Genomic DNA, 25,132 nt, shown 5'->3' with positions numbered 1-25,132 from the left:
CTAAGCTTGCAGCAATTGTGACTGCTGATCAGGAGCTCAAGCCGGTGACCACGCCATTTTCTCTTTCTCGACGTTCCGCGCTCGGCGTGCTCGCCGGAAGCTTGATTGCCGGCGGTGCGCGCGCGGAAACTGGGGCGGGCGGTGGCGCCGATCTCGGCGGCGTCGCGCTGCGTGTCGCCTATTACAAGGGCGGCTGGCGTCCGCTGTTGCAGGCGGCGGGCGAGGACAAGACGCCTTACAGGATCGAGTGGAAGGAGCTCAACAACGGGGTGCTCCACATCGAGGCCTTGAACGGCGATGCGCTCGACATCGGCTCGGGCAGCGAGATCCCCGCGATGTTCGCCGCGCGCCAAAACGCCAAGGTGCGCTTCATCGCCGTCACCCATGAGGATCTCAACATCCAGGTCACGGTGGCGGCGAAGGATGCGCCGATCCATTCGATTGCCGACCTCAAGGGAAAGCGCGTCGGCTATGTGCGCGCGACCACGGCGCATTACTTCCTCGCCAAGCAGCTCGAGGAGGCCGGGATCGCATTTGGCGATATCGAGGCCATCAATCTCACGCCGTCGGACGGATACTCGGCATTCGCCTCCGGCAAGCTCGATGCCTGGTCGATCTACGGCTATAACGGCCAACTCGCCATCGCCAAGCAGGGCGCGCGCCTGCTCAAGACCGGCGCCGGCTATCTCTCGGGCAATTTCCCGATCTACGCCAATCCAAAGGCAGTCGACGATCCGCTGCGCCACGCGGCCGTGAGCGATCTGCTGCTGCGGATCCAGCGCGCCTATGCGTTCGCCAACAAGAACTTTCCGGTCTATGCGGCCGCGCAGGTGGCTGAAACCCATCTGCCATTGCAGGACATTCTCGACCAGTTCGCTCGTCGCAGCGACGACTTCTCGCTCGCCGGCGTGACGCCTGATGTGCCGGAGACCCACCAGAAGGTCGCCGACACTTTCCTCAAGCTCGGGGTGCTCGATGCGCGCGCAGAGGTCGGAAAATTCTGGGATACAAGTTTCAACGAAGCGATCGCAGCGGGCGCGGCGCGACTCGCGCGGATATGACAGTCGCGATGAGGATGTAGCCCATATGGGCTAAGTGGTGAGCGGGCAGGAACTGCGCGGTCATCGCGTGCAGTTCCCGGAGACCGCTGCGCTTCCGGTCAACCAATTCCGGTCCGCGCGGAACTTCAACATTTTACGACCCCAGCGTGACGGCTGGGGCAGCAGGAGGTGTGTGTGCCTCTGGGGCAATGATCAGAGGACAGCCGCCGAACGGCACACAGGCTAACAATGTTCCGGCGCAGTCGCAGCCCGCTAAGCGTTGCTGCCATGCAGACCGATGAGGTTGCAGGCACCGCCAAGACCGTACCATGATGACGTCAGCCGCCGACTGCGGGGGCTCGTCGACGGCACCCACCTCCAAGCTCCCAAGGTGATGGCGTCGCATTCGCCTGCTGCAGATTTTTATCGTTAATGTCGATTGCCGTCCGGAGCTGAAATTGAATCACGACGCATTGGCCAAGCTCACCGTCACCATCATTGTCCTGGTCGCGCTGCTCGTCTGGCGCGTCGCCGACCAGACGAAGTCGATCGAATGCGGAACAAGCTGCCCGACCGACCTGTCGGCGAACCGGAAGCCGGCCCAATAAGGTCAAAACAGTTTCGATCAACGGCCCGATTCAAGCCGGCGCCGATCTGGCTCATCGAGCTCCGCCGGCGCCGTCTCGACGATCGCTTGATAACGCGGCGCCTGGCCTAGCGCTTTGCAGGCGGGCCGCTCTTGTTGCCGGGCAATCCCTTGACGTTTGACGGATCCTGTTCCCGAACATGCAGGTTCTGCGAATTTGAGCCTACCGTACCTTGCTTTGCAGACGGCCCGTTCTTGTTGCCCGGTGCGCCGCTGATCCCGGTCCCGGAATTCTGGGCGCTTGGAGATGTCGCGGCATCCGTGGAACCGGCGGTATCAGGGCGTCCCGGAGGCGTTGCCGCCGCGCCGGGTCTGTCCTGATCACCGACGTAGCCGGATTCACCGGAGTTGCGGGTCTTGGCGCCCTTGTCGGCCTCGTTTTGCAGGTTCTGGTTAGGCAGGTTCTGGGCCGCCGCGTGTTGAGCCAGCATCGGGCCGGTTACCATGACACCGGCTATGAGCAGTGCGCTTGTGCGGATTTTCATGGGTGTGTCCTCCTCGGTTGCCGGGGGACAACACGCAGCGCGATCATCATTTCCTCCGCGCGCAAAAATTCGTTGCAATGGAACAGAAATTTCCGGGCCTCTATCGACCATCGCGCGGTGCGTATATCGTCGGCACCAACCACAAGATCGGCCAATGTCGGTCCCGCGCGCCGGGTAACGACGTCATATGAGGAAGCGATGTCCGACAAGCTGCTGTTTTCGCCGATGACCATCCGCGGCGTCACGCTGAAGAACCGCATCGTGGTGCCGCCGATGCACCAGTATTCCGCCGAGAAGGGCTTTCCGACCGACTGGCATCTGATGAATGCCGGCAAGTTCGCCGCCGGCGGCGCCGGCCTCGTGATCGTCGAATCGACCAAGGTCGAGCGGCGCGGCTGCGGGACGATCGGGGATCTCGGCATCTGGGACGACAAGTTCATCGCGCCGCTCGGCCGCCTCGTCAGCTTCATCAAGCAGCAAAACGCCGTTGCCGGCATCCAGCTCGGCCATTCCGGCCGCAAGGCGCGCGCGAGCCGCCCCTGGGAGGGCGATCGCCCGCTCGCGCGCACTGCCGAGATCGAGGATTGGGACACCTGGACGCCGGTGGCGCCGAGCGCGATCGCCCATAGTGAACGCTGGCCGGTGCCGCGGGCGCTGGCGACGCATGAGGTGAAGGACCTGGTCGCGGACTGGGGGCAGGCGGCGCGGCGTGCGCATCAGGCCGGGTTCGAGGTGCTCGAGCTGCACGGCGCCCATGGCTATCTGGTGCACGAATTCCTCTCCGAGCGCTCCAACCGGCGCAGCGACGACTATGGCGGCTCCGAATCGAACCGGATGCGGTTCCTGATCGAGGTGACGGAGGCCGTGCGGGCGGACTGGCCGGATCACAAGCCGCTGTTCGTGCGGCTGTCGGTCGAGGACAATGCCGGCTGGGGCCCGGAGCAGAGCGCGCGGCTGGCGAAGATCCTGAAGGCTAAGGGCGTCGATGTGATCGACTGCTCGTCGGGCGGAATCAGCGAGATGGCGCCGATCCTGGGCAAGGAGATCAAGTACAACTATCAGGTGCCGCTTGCGGAATATGTTCGGAGCCATGCCGATATCATGACCATGGCGGTCGGCCTGATCATCCACGGTGACCAGGCCGAAAAAATTCTGCGTGATAAACAAGCAGATTTGATCGCGGTCGGCCGGGAAATCCTCAATAACCCGAACTGGCCGATGGATGCCGCGCTAAAGCTCGGGGTTGAAGGGCCGTTCCGCAATGTTCCTCCGCAGTTTGGCTATTGGCTCGGCACGCGGGCCAAGCGCGGATTCGGGACCCAGCCCTCGACCTGGCAGAACGGGTTGCGGGAGGGTGGCCCAGAGGCCGACCGGGAGCTGACACGGGGCTGACTTGGAAGGCTGATTTGGAAGGCTGATTTGGGGCTGGCCAAGGCATCGTGACAGGACCGTAATGGTCCGGTGGCAAGGCGGCCTTGATCCGACCAAAAAGCCGTTGTGTGGTGCCCCGCGTCGGGGTGAGGCGGGCCGAATGTTGCGAAACGTTGCCGGCCGATAGCGAAGGGATCACGGATAATGCGCAAACATGTTGGCTTCTTCCTCGGGACGGTTGCGGGCGCGTGTCTCACCCTGCTCGTGGCCTCACCGCAGGGGGCGCATCTGTTCGCCGTCGCCAATGCCGCCGCGCATTCCGACAACACCTATTCGCAGCTCAATCTGTTCGGCGAGGTGTTCGAGAAGGTCAAGAGCGACTACGTCGAGAAGCCCGAGGACTCCAAACTCGTCGAAGGGGCGATCAACGGCATGATCTCCTCGCTCGATCCGCACTCCCGCTACATGAACGAGAAGGGCTGGGCGGAGATGCAGGAGACCACGCATGGCGAGTTCGGCGGGCTCGGCATCGAGGTCACGATGGAGGACGGCTTCGTCAAGGTGGTGGCGCCGATCGACGATACGCCGGCCTCGCGCGCCGGCATCATGTCCGGCGACGTGATCACCTCGATCGACGATGACCAGATCCAGGGCATGACGCTCGACCAGGCCGTCAACAAGATGAAGGGCGCGCCCAACAGCTCGATCCGGCTGAAGATCATCCGCAAGGACGCCGACAAGCCGATCGAGGTCTCGATCGTCAGAGAGATCATCCGGGTCCGCCCGGTGAAGTATCACGTCGAGGGCGGCGACATCGGCTATATCAGGATCACCTCGTTCAACGAGCAGACCACCGAGGGCCTGCGCAAGGCGATCGGCGAGATTCAGAAGCAGGTGCCGCAGGACAAGCTCGCCGGCTATGTCGTCGACCTCCGCAACAATCCGGGCGGCCTGCTCGACCAGGCGGTCTCGGTGACCTCGACGCTGATGCCGCGCGGCGAGGTGGTCTCGACCCGCGGCCGCAATCCGGAAGAAACCCAGCGCTTCACCGCCCATGGCGGCGACATGACCAAGGGCAAGCCGCTGGTCGTGATGATCAACGGCGGCTCGGCATCGGCCTCCGAGATCGTCGCCGGCGCGCTGCACGACCACAAGCGCGCGACCCTGATCGGCACCCGCTCGTTCGGCAAGGGCTCGGTGCAGACCATCATTCCGCTCGGCACCGGCAATGGTGCGCTGGCGCTGACCACGGCGCGCTATTTCACGCCGTCCGGCCATTCGATCCAGGCACTCGGCATCAAGCCCGACATCGAGGTGCTGCAGGACGTGCCCGACGAGTTCAAGACCCGCTCCGAGATCATGAGCGAGGCCAAGATGCGCGGCCATCTTGCAGCCGAGGGCGGCGAGCAGACCGGCTCGCAGTCCTACGTGCCGCCGGACGAGAAGAACGACAAGGCGCTGGCCGCGGCGTTCAATCAGCTGCGCGGCGTCACCGTGAACGCCGACGCCAAGAACGCCGACACCAAGGCCGTGCAGAAGCGGCCGGTGCCGAACTGATACCTGACGCATGGAGCCCGGATGGAGCCATCCGGGCTACGCAGCTGCCAAAATATCGAAAACAACCCCATGCAAAGTAGCCGGTGGTGGCTGGCGCTCGACCAGGCAATTTGACACGTCGGGCAATTTCAGGGTATTTTTCCAATATTCCGAAATCGTATAGGCGCCCCCTCGGGCTCCCGACTTCCGGGGAAGCCAGCGCCAGGGTCGGCCTGGGCCGAATTACGGGGCCGAATTACGGTGACAGTGCACTTAACTCACCTATTCCGACCTCGACGGCTTCGGCCCGCGTTTGCCTGGCTTGAGGGCGCGTCCGGTCAAGCGCTGGAGGCGGGCCAGGAAGCGATCGTCGCCGAGCGGCCGGCCGATACTCTCGGCGGCGCGCAGGCGCTCGAACAGATCGACCTCCGGCTCGCTTGCGAGCAGATCGGCGAAGCGGGGAAAGCGATCCCTGACAGGCTTCAGCGCGGTGACGCCGTCATCTTTGCCGCGCAAATGCGCGCGCGTGCTCGACCACCGCCAGTCCTGCGCCCGCTGCACCAGCCGCGCCCGCACCGGGTTGAGCGCGACGTAGCGCAGCGCCGCCGCGAGATGTGGCTCGTCCATGGCGACGGCGCCGAACCGGCCCTGCCAGAAATGTCCGCTGCGTTTGCGCCGCGCCTGGATGATGCCGGCATAGCTGCGATGAACCCGCGCCAGCGCGCGGCGCAGCCCGTCGGGATCGGACGGCACCAGGATCAGGTGCACGTGGTTCGGCATCAGGCACCATGACCAGACCTCGACCCCGGCGCTGCGGCAATTCTCGGCAAGCAGATCGCGGTACAGCGCATAATCATCATCGCCGAAGAAGGTCCGCGCGCGGCCATTGCCGCGCTGGGTGACATGGTGCGGATGATCGGGGACGACGACACGGGCGAGGCGGGCCATACGGCACCATGGTTGCGATAACGTCGGAAGTCAATTGAGTGCACTGTCACCGTAATTCCGTAATTCGCTGCCGAACCAGGGCGCTTACGCAGCGCCGGCGTTGTGAAGTTGCGCGAAAGGCCGTCCCGCGCATCGGTCGGATCACTCGCCGGCACGATAGTGCCCGGACTTGCCGCCGATCTTCTCGATGAGATGAATGCCTTCGATGCGCGCGCCGCGCTCGACCGCCTTGATCATGTCGTAGATCGTCAGGCACGCCACCGAAACCGCGGTCAGCGCCTCCATCTCGACGCCGGTCGGCCCGGTCACCTTGACGGTGGCGCGGACGATGCAGCCGGGCAGCTTGGCCTCGGTTGCGATATCGATCGTGACCTTGGCCAGTGCCAGCGGATGGCAGAGCGGGATCAATTCCGAGGTCCGCTTGGCGGCCATGATGCCCGCGATCCGCGCGGTCGCCAGCACGTCGCCCTTCTTGGCCTGGCCGGAAGAGATCAGCGCGAGCGTTGCCTTGCTCATCAGGACGCGGCCTTCGGCGATGGCGGTCCGTTCGGTCGCAGGCTTGGCCGAGACGTCGACCATGCGGGCGTCGCCCCTGGCATCGATATGGGTGAGGGCGGCACCGGAGCCCGATGGCTCGGCCTTGGTCTTCGCTTCGGTCCTGGGTTTGGTCTTCCGCGCCATCGCGTCAGCGCGCGCCGGTGGCGCGCGATGCGGCCTGGCGCGTCAGCAAGGCGCGGGTGGCCGCAGTGACGTCCTGCTGGCGCATCAGGCTCTCGCCGACCAGGAAGCTCGACATCCCGACGCGTTCGAGACGGGCCAGATCGTCAGGCGTGAAGATACCGCTCTCGCCGACCATCAGGCGGTCGCGCGGGATCAGCGGCGCCAGCGCCTCGCTGGTCGCGAGCGTGGTCTCGAAGGTGCGCAGGTTGCGGTTGTTGACGCCGATCATCGGCGAGCGCAGCTTCAAGGCGCGGTCGAGCTCAGCGCGGTCGTGGATCTCGATCAGCACATCCATGCCGTGGCCGAGCGCGGCGTCCTCGATCTCCGCGGCCGCCGTATCGTCGAGCGCGGCCATGATGATCAGGATGCAGTCGGCGCCATGGGCGCGCGCCTCCGCCACCTGGTAGGTGTCGAACATGAAATCCTTGCGCAGCACCGGCAGATTGGTCGCCGCGCGGGCCGCGACCATGAAGTCGAGATGGCCCTGGAACGAGGGCGCATCGGTCAGCACCGACAGGCACGCCGCGCCGCCGGCCTCATAGGCCTTCGCAAGAACCGGCGGATCGAAGTCGGCCCGGATCAGCCCCTTCGAGGGCGAGGCCTTCTTCACTTCCGCGATCAGCGCGTAATTGCCGCGCGCATGCTGGTCCTTGAGGGCGCGGACGAAGCCGCGCGGGGCCGAGGCCGATTTCGCCTGCGCCTCGACATCGGAGAGCGGCCGCGCGCGCTTGGCGGCGGCGATCTCCTCGCGCTTGTAAGCCTCGATCTTGGTCAGGATGTCGGACATGATTCGCGCTCTCAGCCGTTGGAAACCGCGACCAGATGCTTCAGCCGCGCAGCAGCCGCGCCGCTGTCGAGCGACTGGGCGCCGATCGCAACGCCTTCCTTCAGATCCTTGGCGCGGCCGGCAACGAGCAGTGCGGCGGCGGCGTTGAGCAAGGCGACGTCGCGATAGGCGCTCGGCTTGCCCTGAAGCACGCTCGTGAGCGCGATCGCGTTGGCATCGGCATCGCCGCCCTTCAGCGCCTCGCCGCCGACGCAGCCGAGGCCGGCATCCTCCGGCGTCACCTCGAACGTCCTGATCTCGCCGCTCTCCAGCGTGGCAACGAAGGTCGGACCGGTGAGGGTGATCTCGTCGAGGCCATCGGAGCCGTGCACGACCCAGACCTTGTCCGAGCCGAGATTCTTCAGCACCTGCGCCAGCGGCTGCACCCATTGCCGCGAGAACACGCCGACCATCTGCCGCTTGACGCCGGCCGGGTTCGACAGCGGCCCGAGCAGGTTGAAGATGGTGCGGGTGGCGAGCTCGACCCGGGTCGGGCCGACATTCTTCATCGCCGGATGATGCGCGGGCGCGAACATGAAGCCGATGCCGGCCTCCGAGACGCAGCGTCCGACGCGCTCCGGCGTGAGGTCGATCTTGACCCCGAGCGAAGCCAGCACGTCGGCCGAGCCCGAGCGCGACGACAGTGCGCGATTGCCGTGCTTGGCGACGGGCACGCCGGCGCCGGCCACGATGAAGGCGGCGCAGGTCGAGACGTTGACCGAGCCGGAGCCGTCGCCGCCGGTGCCGACGATGTCGACGGCCTCCGCCGGCGCCCGGACCGGCAGCATCTTGCCGCGCATTGCGCTGACCGCGCCGGTGATCTCCTCGACGGTCTCGCCGCGCACCCGCAGCGCCATCAACAGCCCGCCCATCTGCGAGGGCGTGGCTTCGCCCGACATCATGCTGTCGAAGGCGGACGCCGCCTCTTCACGCGTCAGCGTGGCGCCGGTGGCGACTTTTCCGATGATCGATTTCAGGTCGTCCATTCGCTGGCTCAGGGTCTGTTGTTGGAGCTTGATCGCCGCGCAGCGCGTCGTCGCGCTGTCCCGATCATGCTCAATTATTTGCGCCTGTCACCTGCGCGAAGGCTGCCTGGTTGACGGTCACGCCGATGTCGGACTCGATCCTCGTGACATATTGCGCGACCTGCTCGTCGCTCAACGAGCGCCGCAGCGCCTCGGTGAGCTGCTTGACCTCGTTGGAGGCGAAGTCGACCGGGGGCACCGTCACATCGGTGACGCGGAAGACCACCCACTGGCTGCCGCCGGCGGCAGACGTCTGTCCGTCGCCGTCCTTGGCGGCGCGGAACGCGGCCGCAATCACCCCGGCCGGCACGGCGGGCAGCGATGCCTCGCGGCGGAAGTTCGCGGCGGTCTCGACCTTGACGCCGGCAGCAGCGGCCTCGTCGGCGAGCTTGGCGCCGCTGTCGAGCTTCTGGACGATCTCGTTCGCCTTGGCGCGCAGCTTGGCGGAGATCTGGTCCTCCCGCCACTTGGCTTCGACCTGGTCCCGCACCTCGTCGAGGGGGCGCTCGCGCGATGGCGTGATGCCGAGCACGTCGTACCAGACATAGCTGTTGTTAAACTGGATCGGGTCGTTGTCGACGCCGACGTCGCTGTTGAACGCCTGCGACACCACGTCGAGGCCGCGCGGGATGTTGGTGGCGACCTGGCCGTTCGGCAGACGCCCCGAGCGATCGATCGCGTCGATCGTGATGGGGGTCAGTTTCAGCTTCTGCGCCGCCTCGATGACGCTGGAGCCGCCGCCGCGCTCGTCTTCCATCTTGTCGCGCAGCTCGGCGACCTTGGTGCGGGCGCGCTCGGAGGCGATCTCGTTCTTTACTTGCTGCGCAAGGTTCTCATAGCTCGGGGTCACACCGGGCTCGATCTTGCCGACCTTGACCAGCGCGACGCCGAAGCGGCCCTGGACCGGCTGGCTGACTTCGCCTGCGGGCAGGGAGAATGCGGCATCGCCGACGGCCGGATCGAGGATCGCGGACTTTGCGACCAGGCCCAGATTGACGTCGGCCAAATTGAGGTTGCGCTCCTTGGCGATGTCGTCGAACGAGGTGCCCGAGGTGATGCGCCCGCGGGCGGCCTGCGCCTCACCGGCATCCGGAAACACGATCTGCGAGACCTCGCGCTTCTCCGGCGTGCTGAGCCGGTCTTTCCGCTCGTCGAAGATTTTCCTGGCATCCTCGTCCGACACCGTTTCCCACTTGCCGATTTCCTCGGGCGTGATCGCGACGAAGGCGATCTTGCGATATTCGGGCGCGCGGAACTGGACCTTGTGGTCCTCGAAATAGGCGGCCAGCGCCTCAGGTGAGGGCGGATCGATGGTGCCGGCCTGCGCGGCGCCGAGCGTGACATAGTCGATCGAGCGCTGCTCGTTCTGGAAGCGGGTCAGTGCCTCGACCATCGATTTGGTCGGTTCGATCCCGGCCGAGATGGTGCCGGCGATTTGTCGCCTGAGGCCGACACGGCGCTGCTCGGCGATGAAGCGGCCTTCAGTATAGCCAAAGTTGCGGATCACGGACTGGAAGCGCTGCGGATCGAACTGGTTGTTGAGGCCCTTGAAGTTCGGATCGTTGTAGATCGTGCGCAGCACCTCGGCGTTGGACTGGTTGAGGCCCATGCGGCGCGCTTCCTCGTCCATCGCGGCTTCCGCGAGCGTCTGCTGCAGCACCTGGCGGTCGATCCCGAAGGCGCGCGCCTGGTCCGGGGTCAGCGGTCGGCCGAACTGGCGGCCGAGCTGCTGCAGGCGGTCGGTATAGATCTGGCGGAACTGCTCGGCCGAAATCTCGGTCCCGCCGACCTTGGCGAAGGTCGATTGGCCAAACCCCTTGAAAATGTCGGCAATGCCCCAAATTCCGAAACTGACGATCAAAACGCCCATCACCACGGCCATAATCGTCTTGCCGAGCCAGTTTGATGAGGCTTTCCGCATTCCTCGAAGCATGGGTCCAACTTGTTTTACAGGAGGGGAACCGGATCGTGCCCAAGTGGGACTAAAAGTCGGGACTTTTGGTCCAGCAGCAGGGCGTCACCGAATTGAAAACGCTTATAAAGTGGCTCGTGTCCCCCCGCAACCTCGGGCGCGCGGGCGGAAGCGTCGCACGGCAGGCGCGAAGCCGTACTCTGGAAGTCGCCGCCCGGCTCTGATAGCCGAGGGATACGCTTGAACGATGGGACATCCGATATGACCGACGCCATCCGGCCGCTGATCGCCGGCAACTGGAAAATGAACGGCCTGAAATCCTCTTCTGCCGAGTTCGACGCGATGCTGGCCGGCGCCGGCGATGTCGCCGGGAAGGCCGATCTGCTGGTCTGTCCGCCGGCCACGCTGGTTGCGGCCTTCGCCGACAGGGCGCGCGGCTCGAAGGTCGCCGTCGGCGCCCAAGATTGCCATCCGAAGCCATCGGGCGCCCACACCGGCGATCTCGCGGCGGAAATGTTTGGGGATCTCGGCGCGGTCGCCATCATCGTCGGCCATTCCGAGCGGCGTGCCGACCATGGCGAGACCGACGCCTTGATTCGGCAAAAGGCGGAGGCCGTCTGGCGCGCCGGGCTGACCGCGATCGTCTGCATCGGCGAAACGCGCGAGCAGCGCGATGCCGGCAAGACGCTCGATGTCTGCGGCACCCAGCTTGCGGGCTCGCTGCCCGACGGCTCGACCGCGGCCAATCTGGTGGTGGCCTATGAGCCGGTCTGGGCGATCGGCACCGGCCTGACCCCGACGGCTGGGGATGTCGAGGAAGTTCATCGGTTTATTCGAGGTCAGCTCACCGATCGCTTCAAGGGGGAAGGAAACCGGATCAGGATCCTCTATGGCGGCTCGGTGAAGCCGTCGAACGCCGCCGAACTGATGGCCGTCGCCAACGTCAACGGCGCGCTGGTCGGCGGCGCGAGCCTGAAGGCGTCGGACTTCCTCGCGATCGCGGCCGGCTGTTAAGCGGACGCGGCGGCGCCGATCCGCTTCCAGTAGATCATCGTCCCGGTGAGGCCGCCATGCGGCTTCAGTGCGTAATCCGGGATGATGCCGCTGAGCTGAAATCCCTGCTTCTGGTAAAGTGGCGCGGCACCGTCCTCGACGGCGGTGTCGAGCACCAGCAGCGTGCGCCCGTGGTCGATCGCAAGCTGTTCGGCGGCGCGCAGCAACGCCGTGGCGACGCCGCGATTGCGGTGGGTGAGGCGCGTCATCATCTTGGCGATCTCCGCCCGATGCGGCTGGTTCGGTGGCAGCTTGAGCAGCAGCGTCACGGTGCCGATCAGATCAGTGCCAGCGAACGCGCCGAGCACAACTCGTTCGCCGCGCGCGGCGGCGCCAAGCGAATCTTGCCAGAACGCGTCGGCGTCATCCGGCGACAGCGGATGCATGAAGCTGACGGAGCCGCCGCTGGCGACGGTTTCGACCAACAGCTCGCCGAGCGCGCTGCGAATCTCAGGTACATCGTCGAGCGGCTTGATGGCAAACTGCGACATGCATCAGCTCCGGGCCAGGGCGACCACGTACGTGCCCCCGACGTTGGTCTCGTTGGCGAAGGTCGTCTCGGCCGGCGGGCCGAAGCCGAGGCAATCGCCGGCGTCGAGCACGTGGCGCGTTCCGCCTTCGGTGATGACGAGGCTCCCGCTCAAGACCCAGACCAGCTGGCGGATATGGGCGTAGGACGAGGCGGGCAGGGTCACGGTCTGCCTTGGCGGCAGCTCGACCCGCACCAGTTCGACCGGATGATCGGGGCGGCTGAACACCTGGCGGCGCAGATAGCCGGTTTCCGGATCGCGCCAGACCGGTTGCGCGGCGGCGCGCGACAGCCGTTCGCCCTGGCCTTCGGCGCGCAACATCAGTCCGGCCAAGGTGAGGTCGAAGGCTGAGGCGAGCCGCACCAGCACGACCGCGGTCGGGCTGACCTCGGCGCGCTCGATCTTACTGATCGTCGCCTTCGAGACGCCGGAACGGTCGGCAAGGTCGGCCAGCGACCAGCCCCGGCCGTCACGCTCCAGCCTGATTCGCTGTGCCAGGCGCTGGCTCAGGTCGTCTATCAAAGTATCCATATGTCTATTATAATGGAAAAGGCCGGTTCCGATCAAGGCTCGGATGGAGGCAGTCGACGCTGCTTGAGATCATCGCCGCTGCGACTATCTCGGGGGTGACAATGCCCGGTCCAATCGTGTAACAGGGCGCGACTTCACGAAACCCGCAAAGCCGATAGCGCCGTTTGTCTGGCCGCTTGGCGGCTTATGACGGAAGGCTTGCGATGCAGACTGTCGTTATCATTATCCATCTCATGATCGTCGCCGTCATGATCGGTGCCGTGCTGCTGCAGAAATCCGAAGGCGGTGGCCTTGGCATGGGTGGCGGCGCCGGCTTCATGTCGAGCCGCGGCACCGCCAATCTATTGTCGCGGACCACCGCGATCCTCGCCGCCGGCTTCTTCCTGACCAGCCTGTTCCTGTCCTGGTATGCGGGCTACGACCGCAAGCCGAGCTCGATCATCGGCACCGGTGCACCGGCGCAGACGCAGCCGGCCGGCGGCGCGCCGATCAATGCGCCGACCTCCGGCGGCATCCTCGATTCGCTGAAGAAGGCCGACGAGCAGCAGGGCCAGCAGGCCCCGAGCGGCCCGCAGGCCCCGCGGTCGCAATAAAGCAGGGTGGCCATGCAGGATGCCCCGCTGGCGTCCTGCATCAGAAATCCCCACTACTGCTCTGAAATCGCTTCCAATTTAACATAACCCACAGCCCGGTGAATTGTTTGCCGGGAACAGCTGATTCGTTTTGCGAATCGCCGGAGCCGGATTAAAGGTAAAGTCCCATGGCGCGGTACATATTCATCACCGGCGGCGTGGTCTCCTCGCTCGGAAAAGGTCTGGCATCAGCGGCGCTCGGCGCGTTGCTGCAGGCCCGGGGCTACAAGGTCCGCCTTCGCAAGCTCGATCCCTATCTCAATCTCGATCCCGGAACGATGTCGCCGTATCAGCACGGCGAAGTGTTCGTGACCGACGACGGTGCCGAGACCGATCTCGATCTCGGCCATTACGAGCGCTTCACCGGTCGGCCGGCCACCAAGGCCGACAACATCACGACCGGGCGCATCTACCAGGACATCATCACCAAGGAGCGCCGCGGCGATTATCTCGGCGCCACCATCCAGGTGGTCCCGCACGTCACCAACGCGATCAAGGAATTCGTGCTTGATGGCAACGACGAGTACGATTTCGTGCTGGTCGAGATCGGCGGCACCGTCGGCGACATCGAGGGACTGCCGTTCTTCGAGGCGATCCGCCAGCTCAAGAACGAGCTGCCGCGCGATCACGCGGTCTACATTCACCTGACGCTTCTGCCGTACATTCCAAGTGCCGGCGAACTCAAGACGAAACCGACGCAGCATTCCGTGAAGGAGCTGCGCTCGATCGGCATTCAGCCGGACATCCTGCTGTGCCGCACCGACCGCGAAATCCCCAAGGAAGAGCGGCGCAAGCTCGGCCTGTTCTGTAACGTGCGCGAGAGCGCCGTGATCGAGGCCCGCGACGTCGACAACATCTACGCCGTGCCGGAGGCCTATCACGCCGCCGGCCTCGACGACGAGGTGCTGGCCGCGTTCGGCATCACAGCCAAGATTCCGCCGGCGCTGCAGAGCTGGAACGTCATCAACGAGCGCGTCCGCAATCCGGAAGGCGCGGTGACGATCGCGATCGTCGGCAAGTACACCGGCATGAAGGACGCCTACAAATCGCTGATCGAGGCGCTGTCGCACGGCGGCATCGCCAACAAGGTGAAGGTCAATCTCGACTGGATCGAGAGCGAGGTGTTCGAGAACGAGGACCCGGCGCCGTTCCTCGAGCACGTCAACGGCATCCTGGTGCCCGGCGGCTTCGGCCAGCGCGGCGCCGAGGGCAAGATTCGCGCGGCGCAGTTCGCGCGCGAGCGTGACGTGCCGTATTTCGGCATCTGCTTCGGCATGCAGATGGCGGTGATCGAGGCGGCGCGCAATCTGGTCGGCATCGAGGAGGCCAATTCGACCGAGTTCGGCCCGACCAAGGAGCCGCTGGTCGGCCTGATGACGGAATGGCTGCGCGGCAACGAACTCGAGAAGCGCACCCAGAGCGGTGACCTCGGCGGCACGATGCGGCTCGGTGCCTATCCCGCGGCGCTGAACCGCGGCAGCCGCGTCTCGCAGGTCTATGGCGGCGCGACCGAGATTTCCGAGCGGCACCGCCATCGCTACGAGGTCAACACCGCCTACAAGGACCGCCTCGAGCAGCACGGCCTGCGCTTCTCCGGCATGTCGCCCGACGGCGTGCTACCGGAGATCGTCGAGTACGAGGACCATCCCTGGTTCATCGGTGTCCAGTTCCACCCCGAGCTGAAGTCGCGGCCGTTCGAGCCGCATCCGCTGTTCGCGTCCTTCATCCAGGCGGCAGCGAAGCAGAGCCGGCTGGTGTAAGCCGCCATAAGCTGCGCCGTCACACGGCGGCGCAGTCCTCGCTGGCCCGGCGTTCCTTCTTGATCGGTGAAACGCCTGCATCTGCTGCCGGCGTGACGTCACGCGTCATCAGTCTGTACTGCGGGCGTCGCGTCAGGCGGTAGACCGCGGCGGGCGGCACGTTGAGCAGCGCGCGATCGACCAGCGTGGCACGCAGGCCGAGCCGGTCGAGGATCGGCCGCGGCACCGGGCAGCGCATGCCGTAGGTGAATTGATAGAACGCGCCGCCGGGGCGCATGTAGCTGAATGCGCCGCTGACAATCGAGATGACCTTGCGCGGCGACATGTTGAGCAGCGGCAGTCCGCTGACGACGGCGCCGACCGGCGCGCCGTTGTAGAGCCGTTCCGAGGCCAGTCGCGCGGCGTCCATCCACAGCACGCGCGCGCCGGGAAAACGGATCTGCAACAGCCGCATGAAATCCGAGCCGTACTCGATCAGGGTGAGATCCTGCTGGCGCACGCCGCGCTTCAACAGTTGGTAGGTGAAGGCGCCCGTTCCCGGACCGAGCTCAAGCACCGGGCCGGTGTCGGCGGTGATGTCGCGCGTGATCAGTTCGGCGAGCGCTGCGCCCGACGGCGCGATGGCGCCGACGCGGCCGGGGGCCGCCATCCACGCCGTGAAGAAAGAGAGAAGATCATGTGACATTGGGATTTCCAACAAAGTGTCGTCCCGCTTCGACTCGATTGCGAAGCGTGATGCCTTGTTTGCGGGAGCTGCATTGCGACAACATTGCGCGACGTTGCTAGAGCCCGTTCCGATTGAATCGGAACGGGCTCCGGACTTTGGTTTTGACGCGTTTTCTTCACGCGAACGGGTGCCGGCTTCGCTCGGAAACGCTCTCGCATCACGACACCAACGGTGCCGGCGGTAATGTGAGACGGAAGCACGCGCCGCCTTTCGGTCCGTCGAGCACGGAGACGTGACCGCCATGCAGCCTTGCGATCTCGCGCACCATGTTGAGTCCGAGGCCGGCGCCGCGGTCGAGCGGCGCGAGCCGATAGAACGGATCGAAGATCCGCGTGCGCTGGTCCTGCGGAATGCCGTCGCCTTCATCAGTGACATCGATCGTCGCGGCGCTGCCGACATGAATGGTGACGGTGCCGCGGCGGCCGCCATGCTGGATGGCGTTCTGCACGAGATTGGTCAGCGCGCGCTCCAGCGCGGCGCGGTCGCCAAGCGTTTCAACGCGATCGGTTGCGGGATCGAGCGACAGTTCGTAGCCGGCCGCGATCGCGAGCGGGGCGAGGTCGGCAGCGACGTTGCGCGCGACCTCGACGAGATCGACGCGCCCAAACGGATTACGGCACTGGTCGAAGCGCTGGATGTCGAGCAGCTGCTCGGCCAATGTCGCAAGCCGTGCCGCGTCCTCGAGCAGGCGGGTTTTCTCAGGGCCTGCGGGCAGCGACTCCAGCCGCGTGTTGAGGATCGCGATCGGGGTGCGCAATTCATGCGCCGCGTCGGCGACGAAGCGCTGATGCCGGGAATAGCCTTCGTCGAGCCGCTTCAGCGCATCGTTGATTGCGGTGACCAGCGGCGCGACCTCGAGCGGCAGATGGTCCGCCGACAGCCGGCTGCCGCGCTGGCGGAAATCGATCCGGCGCGCTTCGTCAGCGGTGGTATCGAGGCCCGCGAAGGCGCGCCGCACCACGATCGGCGTCGCCACGAAGGTCGCGGCCGCCATCAGCATCAGGCCGGGCAGGGCGACGGCGAGGAAGGCCAGTGTCGTGGCGAGCGCGGTCTTGACGCTGGACATCGGCCCCTGCGTGGCGGTGAGTACCTGGACCGGGCCGGCATCGGAATTGACGCGCTTCATGCGCGCCGGAGGCTTGCGCGGATCGTCCTCGAACATTTGCCAGCCGAGCCGCGCCTGGCTGATCTGGTCGAGCGCGTCGCCGATCCTGGAAAATTCGGGCGGTACCGTGCCTTCTGACAATGAATGTCCCTGGCGGTCGCGCACCAGGAACCAGAGGTCGGGCGTGCTGTCGCGAAGCTCCTGCAGCTCCGCCGTCGGGCGTAGCATCAGGCCGCCCTGTGCGTCACGTACGACCGCCCGTCGCACGATGTCGATGACGTGATCCTCGTCTCGCGGAACGACCAGGACGCCGGAGGCGCACAATGCGGCGATCAGGCAAACGATTAGCATCGCCAGCAGCAGCGCCTGCAGCGCGACGAGGCGCCAGCTCAGTTGCGAGCGCAGGCAATAGTGATCGGCCTGTTCGCTCATGACGTCTGCTTCAAGAGGTAGCCGACGCCGCGGATGCTGTGGATCTCGACGCCGGCGTTGGTGTCGGCGAGCTTGCGCCTGAGACGCGAGACATGGGCGTCGAGCGCGTTCGACTGGATCTCGTCCTCGAAATTGTAGACGGCTTCCTCGAGGGTCGCGCGCAGCACGGTGCGGCCCATGCGGCGCAGCAGCGTCTCCAGCACCAGGAGCTCGCGCCGCGGCAGGTCGAGCGGGTGGCCGTCGACGCTGGCCTCGCGATGACTGCAATCGAACGCCATCCGGCCGGCCTTGATGATCTCGAGCTGCAGACCGGCAGGTCGGCGCAGCACGGCGCGCAGCCGCGCCAGCAACTCCTCGACCGCGAAGGGCTTGGCCAGATAGTCGTCGGCGCCGCTGTCGAGACCGGTGATGCGGTCGGCGAGATCGCCGCGCGCGGTCAGCACGATGATCGGAACGCCGTCCGCCTTGGCGCGCAGCTTCGGGATCAGCGAGAGGCCGTCGCCGTCGGGAAGCTGGCGGTCGAGCAGGACCGCGCCGTGCACATCGGCGGAAATCGCCTCCTCGGCCTCGGCAAGGGTCGGCACATGATCGACGACCATGTCGTAGCTCTTCAGCGCCTGCGACAGCGCCGCCGCCATTTCGGCCTCGTCTTCAACCAGCAGTATCCGCATGTGCTCTTGGTCCTGCCCTCATCGGACGGTTCTAGGGCAAGTCACATTGCAACAACATTGCGGAAATGGCCGCCTGCCGCGAGCAGGGGTGCCATGTTGTCACCCCTCAAGACAGTCCGGAACCGGCTGGCTATAACCGCCGGCGCAACAAATCTGGGAGGACCGCCAATGATCTACGAGACTCGCGTGTATCGCTGCCTGCCGGGCCGGCTGCCGGCGCTGCTCAAGCGCTTCGAGACCGTCACGCTGAAGCTGTGGGAGAAGCACGGCATCAGGCAGGCCGGCTTTTTCACGACGCTGGTCGGCGAATCCAACCAGGAACTGACCTATCTCTTGGCGTGGGAATCGCTCGCCGAGCGCGAGAAGAAGTGGACCGCGTTCCAGACCGATCCGGATTGGATCAGCGCACGCGCCAAGACCGAAGAGGACGGCCAGATCGTTCTCAACATCGTCAACCAGCTCTTGGTGCCGACCGCATTTTCATCGGTCAAGTGACGCTGCGCAGTGGCGCGCGCCAACGATTTCTTCCCCTCGTCCTGAGGAGGCCGCGCAGCGGACGTCTCGAAGGATCTAGGCGCCATCTGAGGCCTCATGGTTCGAGACGCGCGTTCCGCGCTCCTCACCATGAGGGGAAGGAGAGTGCCGTAGCCGTTTATTGCGCGCAGCCGGAGGTCTGATCGCCTTCGCGGACCATCGGCTTGCCGTTGATGAAGACGCCATGGCTGCCGGAGGTCGCCTTGCCGCCGCAATGGGTGCGGTCACCGATCACGACCGCGGGCTTGCCGTTGATCAGGACGTTGGGCACGCCTTCGACGAGCGGGCCGCCATTGCTGGTGGTGTCGCCGCTGCGCGCCGCCGGCTTGCCGTCGACGGTGACGCCGGTGGCGCCGCTGGTGACGACGCCGGGCTGGCTGCTGGCCTGACCGTGCGCGAGCCCCGACATCGCTGCCAAGGCGGCCCCGGCTCCGATCGCAAGCGAGATGCGCATTTCGTTCCTCACGAAAATCTGGTCTTGGGAATCTGTTCCGCGCCAGTCTAGAGCCTTTTCCGTTCCGATTGAATCGGAACGGGGCTCTAGATTTTGTTTTGACACGTTTTCTTCACGCGAACCGGTACCCACTTCGCTCGAAAACGCTCTATAGGGGCGGTTGGGACAGGATTGTGATAGCACGGCGGACCCACGGCGTCAGCGCAACCCCCTCATCGTGCGGTATGGCTTGATCCCTCCCGCGCGGGATTGCATGGTCGCCCGCAAAAGGATGCAGCATTTTGACCAATCAGGTTTCCGCGCACGCCGCCGCGCCGATCGTAGCCGTCGGATCGGCCAAATTCGGCAATGCCTTACCCTTACAGATCATCGCAGGTCCCTGCCAACTCGAGAGCCGCGCGCACGCGCTTGAAGTGGCGTCCGCGCTGAAGGAGATTGCGGCCCGGCTGAAAATCGGTCTGGTCTACAAGACCTCGTTCGACAAGGCGAACCGCACCAGTGCGTCGGCGGCGCGCGGCATCGGGCTTGCGCAGGCGCTGCCGATCTTCGCCGAGATCCGTTCCTCGCTCGGCTTACCCGTGCTGACCGACGTGCATGAACCTGGCCAGTGCGCCGACGTGGCGCAGGCGGTCGACGTGCTGCAGATCCCGGCCTTCCTGTGCCGGCAGACCGATCTGCTGCTGGCGGCAGCGGCGACCGGCAAGGTCGTCAACGTCAAGAAGGGGCAGTTTTTGGCGCCGTGGGACATGGCGAACGTGGTCAGCAAGATCACCGGCGCCGGCAACGCCAATGTGCTGGTCACCGAGCGCGGCGCGTCGTTCGGCTACAACACGCTGGTCTCCGACATGCGCGCGCTGCCAATCCTTTCGCGCACCACCGGCGCGCCTGTGATCTTCGACGCCACCCATTCGGTGCAGCAGCCGGGCGGCAAGGGCACCTCGTCGGGCGGCGAACGCGAATTCGTGCCGGTGCTGGCGCGCGCCGCGGTCGCGGTCGGGGTTGCCGGCGTCTTCATCGAGACCCATCCGGATCCAGATCGCGCGCCGTCCGATGGCCCAAACATGGTGCCGCTCCGCGATTTCGAATCCCTCGTCAAGCGGCTGATGCAGTTCGACGCGCTCGCCAAGACGTCAGTCTGACGGGGCGGACAACGACATGACCGCAACCCGCGGCATGCCGCCGGCCCTCAACGTCATCACGCTGGCGACCTTCGCGGCGAGCCTGTCGGTGCGTGCACTCGATCCGGTGCTGCCGCATGTCGCGGAGGACTTTGGCGTCAGCATCGCGACCGCGGCGAGCTTCGCCGCGGTGTTCGCCTTCACCTTTGCAGCGGTGCAGCCGGCGGTCGGCGCCGCCGCCGATTTGTTCGGCAAGGCGCGGCTGATGACGATCTGCCTGGTGCTGCTCGGCGCGGCCAACATTCTCGGTGCGCTCTCGACCTCGTTTCCGATGCTGTTCGTCACCCGTATTCTCGCCGGCATCGGCTCGGGCGGCGTGTTTCCGGTGGCGCTGTCGCTGACCAGCGATCTCGTCGGTCCCGACAAGCGGCAGCTCGCGATCGGGCGCACGCTCGCGGGCTCGATGACGGGCAATCTGCTTGGCGCCACGGCTTCCGGCCTGATCGGCGACTTGCTCGGCTGGCGCGGCGTGCTCGCGGTGCTCGGCGGCCTCGTGATCATCGTCGCGCTTGCGGTTGCGGCCGGCTTCCGCGGCGCTGAGCTGAACCGTCCGCCGCGCACCAGCCTGAAGGCGCTGCGTCACGGCTATCGCACCATCTTCACCAACCCGAACGCCCGCATCTGCTATTCGGCGGTCTTCATCGAAGGCTGCTGCGTGCTCGGGCTGTTTCCCTTCATCGCCGCGTTCCTGTTCGAGCTCGGCGAGACCTCGCTGTCGATCGCGGGCATCGTGATCGCGGGCTTTGCGATCGGCGGATTGCTCTACACGCTGACCGTGTCGCGCCTGCTGCCGTGGATCGGTGTGCGAGGAATGATGATCGTCGGTGCAACGCTGGTCGGCATGCAACTCGCAGGCGCGGCCTTCGGGCTGCACTGGAAGCTGCAGATGGCGAGTCTCCTGGTGATGGGCCTCGGCTTCTACATGATTCACGGCTGCCTGCAGGTGTTTGCCAGCGAGCTGTCGGTCGAGGCGCGCGCCACCGCGCTGTCGCTGCACTCGTTCTTCTTCTTCATGGGCCAGACCGTCGGCCCGGTTGCCTACGGTTTTGGGCTGCAGCATGCCGGCAAGACGGCAACGCTGGTCTCGGCCGCCGCCGTGATGATCGTGCTCGGCTTTGTCTGCGCAAAATTCCTAAGGCAGACGCGGCCGGCCGACGCCGCGGCGCGGCCTGACGTCGAGCCGTGAGGAGGGCCTGCTTCAGCCCCGCCCGCGATAAGTCGCGACGCCCTGGTCGGGAACCCAGACGCCCTTCGGTAGCCGGCCGGTCTGGAAGAACACGTCGATCGGGATGCCGCCGCGCGGATACCAGTAGCCGCCGATCCGCAGCCATTTCGGCTTGATCTCGTCGGCGATCCGCCGGCCGATCATGACAGTGCAGTCCTCATGGAATGCGCCATGGTTGCGGAAGCTCGCGGCAAACAGTTTCAGCGACTTGGATTCCAGCAACCAGCGGCCGGGCACATAGTCGATCACCAGATGCGCGAAATCCGGTTGGCCCGTCACCGGGCAGATCGAGGTGAATTCCGGCACCGTGAAGCGTACCAGATAATCGGTCCCAGCTTGCGGGTTGGGCACGCGCTCGAGCTGCGCCTTTTCCGGCGCGTCGGGCCATTCCACCGCACGGCCGAGTTGCAGGCCGGGGGAGGTCGTTGATTTGCTGGATTTCTTCGCCATTCGGGGTCTCCGTGGGGTCTCCTAGCCTATGATCAGGCGTCCGTCACCCGGCCTTTTCCCCCTCGATGCATTGCGCTAGAAGCACCGCCATCCGACCCCCTCACTGCCATAAGAGGTTCTCATGACTGACATCGTCGACATCATTGGCCGCGAAATCCTGGACAGCCGCGGCAACCCCACGGTCGAGGTCGATGTGGTGCTGGAGGATGGGTCAATCGGCCGCGCGGCGGTGCCGTCGGGCGCGTCCACCGGCGCGCATGAGGCGGTGGAACTGCGCGACGGTGACAAGTCGCGCTATCTCGGCAAGGGCGTGGAAAAGGCGGTTGCCGCCGTCAATGGCGAGATCTTCGAGGCGCTCAGCGACCAGGCGGTCGAGGAGCAGGTCGCGATCGACCAGATCATGATCGATCTCGACGGCACGCCGAACAAGAGCCGGCTCGGCGCCAACGCCATCCTCGGCGTGTCGCTGGCCTGCGCCAAGGCTGCAGCGGAGTCCTTCGACATGCCGCTGTATCGTTATGTCGGCGGCACCTCGGCGCGGACGCTGCCGGTGCCGATGATGAACATCATCAATGGCGGCGTGCATGCCGACAATCCGATCGACTTCCAGGAATTCATGATCCTGCCGGTCGGCGCCACGTCATTTGCCGAAGCGCTGCGCTGTGGTTCGGAAATCTTCCACACGCTGCGCGGCGAACTGAAGAAGGCCGGCCACAACACCAATGTCGGCGACGAGGGCGGCTTCGCGCCGAACCTGCCGTCGGCCGACGCCGCGCTCGAGTTCGTCATGAACGCGATCGGCAAGGCCGGCTACAAGGCGGGCGACGACGTCGTGCTCGGCCTCGACTGCGCCTCCACCGAATTCTTCAAGGAGGGAGCTTACGTCTACGGCGGCGAGAACAAGACCCGTTCGCGTTCGGAGCAGGTGAAGTATCTCGCCGATCTCGTCGGCCGCTATCCGATCGTCACCATCGAGGACGGCATGTCGGAAGACGACATGGACGGCTGGAAGGAGCTGACGGATGCGATCGGCAAGAAGTGCCAGCTGGTCGGCGACGATCTGTTCGTCACCAACGTCACGCGGCTTGCCGACGGCATCAAGAACGGCCGCGCCAATTCGATCCTGGTCAAGGTCAACCAGATCGGCACGCTGACCGAGACGCTCGCGGCGATCGAGATGGCCTACAAGGCCGGCTACACCGCGGTGATGTCGCATCGCTCCGGCGAGACCGAGGACGCCACGATCGCCGACCTCGCGGTCGCCACCAATTGCGGGCAGATCAAGACCGGCTCGCTGGCGCGCTCCGACCGCACCGCCAAGTACAACCAGCTGCTGCGCATCGAGCAGCAGCTCGGCACGCAGGCGAAATACGCGGGCAGGGCGGCCTTGAAGGCGCTAGCCTAGCGCCCCAACTGATCGGGACTGAACAAGACGCAAAAAAGGGAGGTCGGGATGAGTGACGGCAAGAGCGGTCTGCAGCTGCGTTCGCTGCTCAAGAAGGATGGCGAACTGGAATTGTCGCTGGTCAATGTCCCGACCCCCGAGCCCGGTCCCGACGAGGTCGTGGTCCGGGTCGAGGCGACCCCGATCAACCCATCCGACCTCGGTCTCCTGATCGGGCCGGCCGACATGGCCGCAGCAAAGGTGTCCGGCAGCAGGGAATTGCCTGTGGTGACCGCGCGCGTGCCGGAAGCCGCGTTGCCTGGCCTCGCCGCACGGCTCGACGAGTCCATGCCGGTGGGCAATGAGGGTGCCGGCGTTGTGATCCGGACCGGCTCGTCGGACGCCGCGAAAGCGCTGATGGGCCGCACCGTCGCGATGATCGGCGGCGCGATGTATGCGCAATACCGCACGCTGCGCGTCAATGAATGCCTGCCGCTGCCCGACGGTACCACGCCGGCGGAAGGCGCGTCCTGCTTCGTCAATCCGCTGACCGCGCTCGGCATGACCGAGACGATGCGGCGCGAGGGCCACAAGGCGCTGGTGCACACGGCGGCCGCATCCAACCTCGGCCAGATGCTCAACAAGATCTGCATCAAGGACGGCATCGGCCTCGTCAACATCGTGCGCAACAAGGAGCAGGCCGATATCCTGCACGAGATCAGCGCCAAGCATGTCGTCGACTCCACCGCGCCCGATTTCATGGACAAGCTCACCGGCGCGCTGGTCGAGACCGGCGCGACCATCGCCTTCGATGCGATCGGCGGCGGCAAGCTCGCGGGCCAAATCCTGGTCGCGATGGAGACCGCGATCAACAAGACCGCCAAGGCCTACAGCCGCTACGGCTCGAATGTGCACAAGCAGGTCTACGTCTATGGCAGCCTCGACACCCGCTCGATCGAACTGCCGCGCGGCTTCGGCATGGCCTGGGGCGTCGGCGGCTGGCTGCTGTTCCCGTTCCTGATGAAGATCGGTCCGGAGGCCGGCAACAAGCTGCGCCAGCGCGTGGTGGCCGAGTTGAAGACGACCTTCGCCAGTCACTATACCAAGGTGGTCTCGTTGCACGAGACCCTGCAGCTCGACAACATCGCCGTCTACGGCAAGCGCGCGACCGGCGAGAAATTCCTGATCAACCCGAACAAGGCGTGAGGATTGAAGCGAAGGGGCCGTCCCGCTCGGGATGGCCTTTTTGCTTTGTATAGACCAATTCCGGGAAACGCTGCGTTTCCGGAATTGCCCAATCCATGCACTTGCATCTTTCTCGGCGTGCCCGTAGGTGACGTCCACGAGTTTCACGCGAACCCGAGGGGAATTTGCTATGGCCTATAACATCGTCACCATCGTCGGCAGCATCCGCAAGCAGAGCTTCTCGCTCAAGATCGCGAATGCGCTGGCCAAGCTCGCGCCCGCTTCGCTGAAGCTCGACGTCACGACGCTGCAGGGCATTTCGTTCTTCAACCAGGACCTCGAGGCAGCGCCGCCGGCGGACTGGCTCGCCTTCCGCGACAAGTTGCAGAAGTCGAACGGCGTGCTGTTCGTGACCCCCGAATACAACCGCTCGATCCCGGGCGTGCTGAAGAATGCGATCGACGTCGGCTCGCGGCCCTACGGCAAGAGCTCCTTCAACGGCAAGCCGACCGGCATCATCTCCAATTCGCCGGGGCCGCTCGGTGGCGTCAGCGCCGCGAAGCACCTGCAGAACATCCTGCCGGGCATCTCGGGGCCGATCCTACAGCAGCCGGAAATCTACCTGAACGGCGTCGGCGACGCCTTCGACGACAATGCCGAGCTGACCAAGGAGTCGCTCAAAGGCGTGCTGCAACAATACCTCGACGCCTTCGCGGCCTTTATTGAAAAGCAGAACCGCTGATCAAGTTTAGCGTTCATTAACCGCCATGGC

General features: G+C 65.4%; 25 protein-coding genes and 1 pseudogene. 13 read left to right on the top strand and 13 right to left on the bottom strand.

Annotated features, from left to right (window positions below):
• Positions 1-17: 17 nt before the first annotated feature.
• Together ABIB78_RS15575 and ABIB78_RS15570 are read left to right on the top strand one after the other, a co-directional pair.
• Positions 18-1,061 (top strand): ABC transporter substrate-binding protein, encoded by a 1,044-nt coding sequence (locus ABIB78_RS15575; protein ID WP_429025892.1) that lies wholly within the window; start codon positions 18-20, stop codon positions 1,059-1,061.
• Positions 1,062-1,498: 437 nt separating this feature from the next.
• A complete protein-coding gene (locus ABIB78_RS15570) occupies positions 1,499-1,648 on the top strand; it encodes a hypothetical protein (protein WP_429025889.1) in 150 nt (49 codons plus the stop codon).
• Positions 1,649-1,754: 106 nt separating this feature from the next.
• On the opposite strand, the pseudogene ABIB78_RS15565 reads toward ABIB78_RS15570, so the two are convergent.
• Positions 1,755-1,937: pseudogene (locus ABIB78_RS15565) on the bottom strand (hypothetical protein); the annotation flags it as partial.
• Positions 1,938-2,369: 432 nt separating this feature from the next.
• Here ABIB78_RS15565 and ABIB78_RS15560 point away from each other — a divergent pair.
• Positions 2,370-3,563, top strand: coding sequence for an NADH:flavin oxidoreductase/NADH oxidase (locus ABIB78_RS15560; protein WP_429025887.1), 1,194 nt, complete (start codon positions 2,370-2,372; stop codon positions 3,561-3,563).
• Between the two features lie 183 nt (positions 3,564-3,746).
• Positions 3,747-5,099 carry a S41 family peptidase gene (locus tag ABIB78_RS15555; RefSeq protein WP_429025885.1) on the top strand — a complete coding sequence of 451 codons (1,353 nt, stop codon included), beginning with the start codon at positions 3,747-3,749 and terminating at the stop codon, positions 5,097-5,099.
• 261 nt (positions 5,100-5,360) lie between these two features.
• Here the strand turns inward: ABIB78_RS15555 and ABIB78_RS15550 are convergent, their stop codons facing one another.
• The 5 genes from ABIB78_RS15550 to ABIB78_RS15530 form a co-directional block, all read right to left on the bottom strand.
• Entirely contained in the window at positions 5,361-6,026 is a 666-nt protein-coding gene (locus tag ABIB78_RS15550) for a transposase (protein ID WP_429025883.1), read from the bottom strand.
• Between the two features lie 141 nt (positions 6,027-6,167).
• The gene (moaC, locus tag ABIB78_RS15545; RefSeq protein WP_429025881.1) at positions 6,168-6,707 is read right to left on the bottom strand and encodes a cyclic pyranopterin monophosphate synthase MoaC; all 540 of its coding nucleotides are present in this window, start codon (positions 6,705-6,707) and stop codon (positions 6,168-6,170) included.
• A gap of 4 nt (positions 6,708-6,711) precedes the next feature.
• Positions 6,712-7,533 (bottom strand): indole-3-glycerol phosphate synthase TrpC, encoded by an 822-nt coding sequence (trpC, locus tag ABIB78_RS15540; protein ID WP_429025878.1) that lies wholly within the window; start codon positions 7,531-7,533, stop codon positions 6,712-6,714.
• Between the two features lie 11 nt (positions 7,534-7,544).
• Complete coding sequence (gene trpD / locus ABIB78_RS15535) at positions 7,545-8,558, bottom strand: anthranilate phosphoribosyltransferase (protein WP_429025877.1); 1,014 nt, start codon at positions 8,556-8,558, stop codon at positions 7,545-7,547.
• 70 nt (positions 8,559-8,628) lie between these two features.
• Entirely contained in the window at positions 8,629-10,530 is a 1,902-nt protein-coding gene (locus tag ABIB78_RS15530; protein WP_429025876.1) for a SurA N-terminal domain-containing protein, read from the bottom strand.
• A gap of 240 nt (positions 10,531-10,770) precedes the next feature.
• Between ABIB78_RS15530 and tpiA the strand changes: the two genes are divergently transcribed.
• Complete coding sequence (gene tpiA, locus ABIB78_RS15525; protein ID WP_429025873.1) at positions 10,771-11,523, top strand: triose-phosphate isomerase; 753 nt, start codon at positions 10,771-10,773, stop codon at positions 11,521-11,523.
• On the opposite strand, the gene ABIB78_RS15520 is transcribed toward tpiA, so the two are convergent.
• Both ABIB78_RS15520 and ABIB78_RS15515 read right to left on the bottom strand, forming a co-directional pair.
• Positions 11,520-12,053 (bottom strand): GNAT family N-acetyltransferase, encoded by a 534-nt coding sequence (locus tag ABIB78_RS15520; RefSeq protein WP_429025870.1) that lies wholly within the window; start codon positions 12,051-12,053, stop codon positions 11,520-11,522. The genes tpiA and ABIB78_RS15520 overlap by 4 nt on opposite strands.
• Positions 12,054-12,056: 3 nt before the next feature.
• Positions 12,057-12,623, bottom strand: coding sequence for a helix-turn-helix domain-containing protein (locus ABIB78_RS15515; protein ID WP_429025867.1), 567 nt, complete (start codon positions 12,621-12,623; stop codon positions 12,057-12,059).
• A gap of 203 nt (positions 12,624-12,826) precedes the next feature.
• Between ABIB78_RS15515 and secG the strand changes: the two genes are divergently transcribed.
• Positions 12,827-13,216 carry a preprotein translocase subunit SecG gene (gene secG, locus ABIB78_RS15510; protein WP_429025866.1) on the top strand — a complete coding sequence of 130 codons (390 nt, stop codon included), beginning with the start codon at positions 12,827-12,829 and terminating at the stop codon, positions 13,214-13,216.
• A gap of 167 nt (positions 13,217-13,383) precedes the next feature.
• A complete protein-coding gene (locus ABIB78_RS15505; protein ID WP_429025863.1) occupies positions 13,384-15,015 on the top strand; it encodes a CTP synthase in 1,632 nt (543 codons plus the stop codon).
• A gap of 19 nt (positions 15,016-15,034) precedes the next feature.
• On the opposite strand, the gene ABIB78_RS15500 is transcribed toward ABIB78_RS15505, so the two are convergent.
• The 3 genes from ABIB78_RS15500 to ABIB78_RS15490 all read right to left on the bottom strand — a co-directional run bounded on the left by ABIB78_RS15500 (position 15,035) and on the right by ABIB78_RS15490 (position 17,950).
• Positions 15,035-15,700, bottom strand: a complete 666-nt coding sequence (locus ABIB78_RS15500; RefSeq protein WP_429025861.1) for a class I SAM-dependent methyltransferase — start codon at positions 15,698-15,700, stop codon at positions 15,035-15,037.
• Between the two features lie 199 nt (positions 15,701-15,899).
• Positions 15,900-17,279, bottom strand: coding sequence for a sensor histidine kinase (locus tag ABIB78_RS15495; protein WP_429025858.1), 1,380 nt, complete (start codon positions 17,277-17,279; stop codon positions 15,900-15,902).
• A complete protein-coding gene (locus tag ABIB78_RS15490) occupies positions 17,276-17,950 on the bottom strand; it encodes a response regulator transcription factor (protein WP_429025855.1) in 675 nt (224 codons plus the stop codon). The genes ABIB78_RS15495 and ABIB78_RS15490 overlap by 4 nt, the downstream gene beginning before the upstream one ends.
• Before the next feature lie 168 nt (positions 17,951-18,118).
• On the opposite strand from ABIB78_RS15490, the gene ABIB78_RS15485 reads away from it, so the two are divergent.
• On the top strand, positions 18,119-18,445 hold the full coding sequence (locus ABIB78_RS15485) for an NIPSNAP family protein (protein ID WP_429025853.1): 327 nt from the start codon (positions 18,119-18,121) through the stop codon (positions 18,443-18,445).
• Between the two features lie 157 nt (positions 18,446-18,602).
• On the opposite strand, the gene ABIB78_RS15480 is transcribed toward ABIB78_RS15485, so the two are convergent.
• Positions 18,603-18,938 (bottom strand): PAAR domain-containing protein, encoded by a 336-nt coding sequence (locus tag ABIB78_RS15480; RefSeq protein ID WP_429025852.1) that lies wholly within the window; start codon positions 18,936-18,938, stop codon positions 18,603-18,605.
• A 281-nt stretch (positions 18,939-19,219) separates the two neighbouring features.
• Here ABIB78_RS15480 and kdsA point away from each other — a divergent pair, with 281 nt between their 5' ends.
• Positions 19,220-20,077 carry a 3-deoxy-8-phosphooctulonate synthase gene (gene kdsA, locus ABIB78_RS15475; RefSeq protein WP_429025849.1) on the top strand — a complete coding sequence of 286 codons (858 nt, stop codon included), beginning with the start codon at positions 19,220-19,222 and terminating at the stop codon, positions 20,075-20,077.
• A gap of 16 nt (positions 20,078-20,093) precedes the next feature.
• A complete protein-coding gene (locus tag ABIB78_RS15470; protein ID WP_429025846.1) occupies positions 20,094-21,302 on the top strand; it encodes an MFS transporter in 1,209 nt (402 codons plus the stop codon).
• 12 nt (positions 21,303-21,314) lie between these two features.
• On the opposite strand, the gene queF is transcribed toward ABIB78_RS15470, so the two are convergent.
• Positions 21,315-21,791 (bottom strand): preQ(1) synthase, encoded by a 477-nt coding sequence (gene queF, locus ABIB78_RS15465; protein WP_429025843.1) that lies wholly within the window; start codon positions 21,789-21,791, stop codon positions 21,315-21,317.
• Between the two features lie 121 nt (positions 21,792-21,912).
• Between queF and eno the strand changes: the two genes are divergently transcribed.
• The 3 genes from eno to ABIB78_RS15450 all read left to right on the top strand — a co-directional run bounded on the left by eno (position 21,913) and on the right by ABIB78_RS15450 (position 25,102).
• A complete protein-coding gene (eno, locus tag ABIB78_RS15460; protein ID WP_429025840.1) occupies positions 21,913-23,196 on the top strand; it encodes a phosphopyruvate hydratase in 1,284 nt (427 codons plus the stop codon).
• A gap of 48 nt (positions 23,197-23,244) precedes the next feature.
• Positions 23,245-24,381: a zinc-binding dehydrogenase gene (locus tag ABIB78_RS15455; protein WP_429025838.1), complete on the top strand. Its 1,137-nt coding sequence runs from the start codon at positions 23,245-23,247 to the stop codon at positions 24,379-24,381.
• Positions 24,382-24,550: 169 nt separating this feature from the next.
• Positions 24,551-25,102 (top strand): NADPH-dependent FMN reductase, encoded by a 552-nt coding sequence (locus ABIB78_RS15450; protein WP_429025836.1) that lies wholly within the window; start codon positions 24,551-24,553, stop codon positions 25,100-25,102.
• Positions 25,103-25,132 lie beyond the last annotated feature (30 nt).

It is taken from the genome of Bradyrhizobium sp. I1.14.4 (genome assembly GCF_050435825.1).
GTDB lineage: Bacteria > Pseudomonadota > Alphaproteobacteria > Rhizobiales > Xanthobacteraceae > Bradyrhizobium.
The sequence above is the reverse complement of the archived record's forward strand: the minus strand, read 5'-3'. Positions and strand labels throughout refer to the sequence as shown.

Excerpts from the sequence above, each read along its gene's own strand:
- ABIB78_RS15560 (WP_429025887.1), top strand. The coding sequence starts at position 2,370 with ATGTCCGACAAGCTGCTGTTTTCGCCGATGACCATCCGCGGCGTCACG.
- ABIB78_RS15555 (WP_429025885.1), top strand. The coding sequence starts at position 3,747 with ATGCGCAAACATGTTGGCTTCTTCCTCGGGACGGTTGCGGGCGCGTGT.
- ABIB78_RS15550 (WP_429025883.1), bottom strand. The coding sequence starts at position 6,026 with ATGGCCCGCCTCGCCCGTGTCGTCGTCCCCGATCATCCGCACCATGTC.
- moaC (WP_429025881.1), bottom strand. The coding sequence starts at position 6,707 with ATGGCGCGGAAGACCAAACCCAGGACCGAAGCGAAGACCAAGGCCGAG.
- trpC (WP_429025878.1), bottom strand. The coding sequence starts at position 7,533 with ATGTCCGACATCCTGACCAAGATCGAGGCTTACAAGCGCGAGGAGATC.
- trpD (WP_429025877.1), bottom strand. The coding sequence starts at position 8,558 with ATGGACGACCTGAAATCGATCATCGGAAAAGTCGCCACCGGCGCCACG.
- ABIB78_RS15530 (WP_429025876.1), bottom strand. The coding sequence starts at position 10,530 with ATGCTTCGAGGAATGCGGAAAGCCTCATCAAACTGGCTCGGCAAGACG.
- tpiA (WP_429025873.1), top strand. The coding sequence starts at position 10,771 with ATGACCGACGCCATCCGGCCGCTGATCGCCGGCAACTGGAAAATGAAC.
- ABIB78_RS15520 (WP_429025870.1), bottom strand. The coding sequence starts at position 12,053 with ATGTCGCAGTTTGCCATCAAGCCGCTCGACGATGTACCTGAGATTCGC.
- ABIB78_RS15515 (WP_429025867.1), bottom strand. The coding sequence starts at position 12,623 with ATGGATACTTTGATAGACGACCTGAGCCAGCGCCTGGCACAGCGAATC.
- secG (WP_429025866.1), top strand. The coding sequence starts at position 12,827 with ATGCAGACTGTCGTTATCATTATCCATCTCATGATCGTCGCCGTCATG.
- ABIB78_RS15505 (WP_429025863.1), top strand. The coding sequence starts at position 13,384 with ATGGCGCGGTACATATTCATCACCGGCGGCGTGGTCTCCTCGCTCGGA.
- ABIB78_RS15500 (WP_429025861.1), bottom strand. The coding sequence starts at position 15,700 with ATGTCACATGATCTTCTCTCTTTCTTCACGGCGTGGATGGCGGCCCCC.
- ABIB78_RS15495 (WP_429025858.1), bottom strand. The coding sequence starts at position 17,279 with ATGAGCGAACAGGCCGATCACTATTGCCTGCGCTCGCAACTGAGCTGG.
- ABIB78_RS15490 (WP_429025855.1), bottom strand. The coding sequence starts at position 17,950 with ATGCGGATACTGCTGGTTGAAGACGAGGCCGAAATGGCGGCGGCGCTG.
- ABIB78_RS15485 (WP_429025853.1), top strand. The coding sequence starts at position 18,119 with ATGATCTACGAGACTCGCGTGTATCGCTGCCTGCCGGGCCGGCTGCCG.
- ABIB78_RS15480 (WP_429025852.1), bottom strand. The coding sequence starts at position 18,938 with ATGCGCATCTCGCTTGCGATCGGAGCCGGGGCCGCCTTGGCAGCGATG.
- ABIB78_RS15470 (WP_429025846.1), top strand. The coding sequence starts at position 20,094 with ATGACCGCAACCCGCGGCATGCCGCCGGCCCTCAACGTCATCACGCTG.
- queF (WP_429025843.1), bottom strand. The coding sequence starts at position 21,791 with ATGGCGAAGAAATCCAGCAAATCAACGACCTCCCCCGGCCTGCAACTC.
- eno (WP_429025840.1), top strand. The coding sequence starts at position 21,913 with ATGACTGACATCGTCGACATCATTGGCCGCGAAATCCTGGACAGCCGC.
- ABIB78_RS15455 (WP_429025838.1), top strand. The coding sequence starts at position 23,245 with ATGAGTGACGGCAAGAGCGGTCTGCAGCTGCGTTCGCTGCTCAAGAAG.
- ABIB78_RS15450 (WP_429025836.1), top strand. The coding sequence starts at position 24,551 with ATGGCCTATAACATCGTCACCATCGTCGGCAGCATCCGCAAGCAGAGC.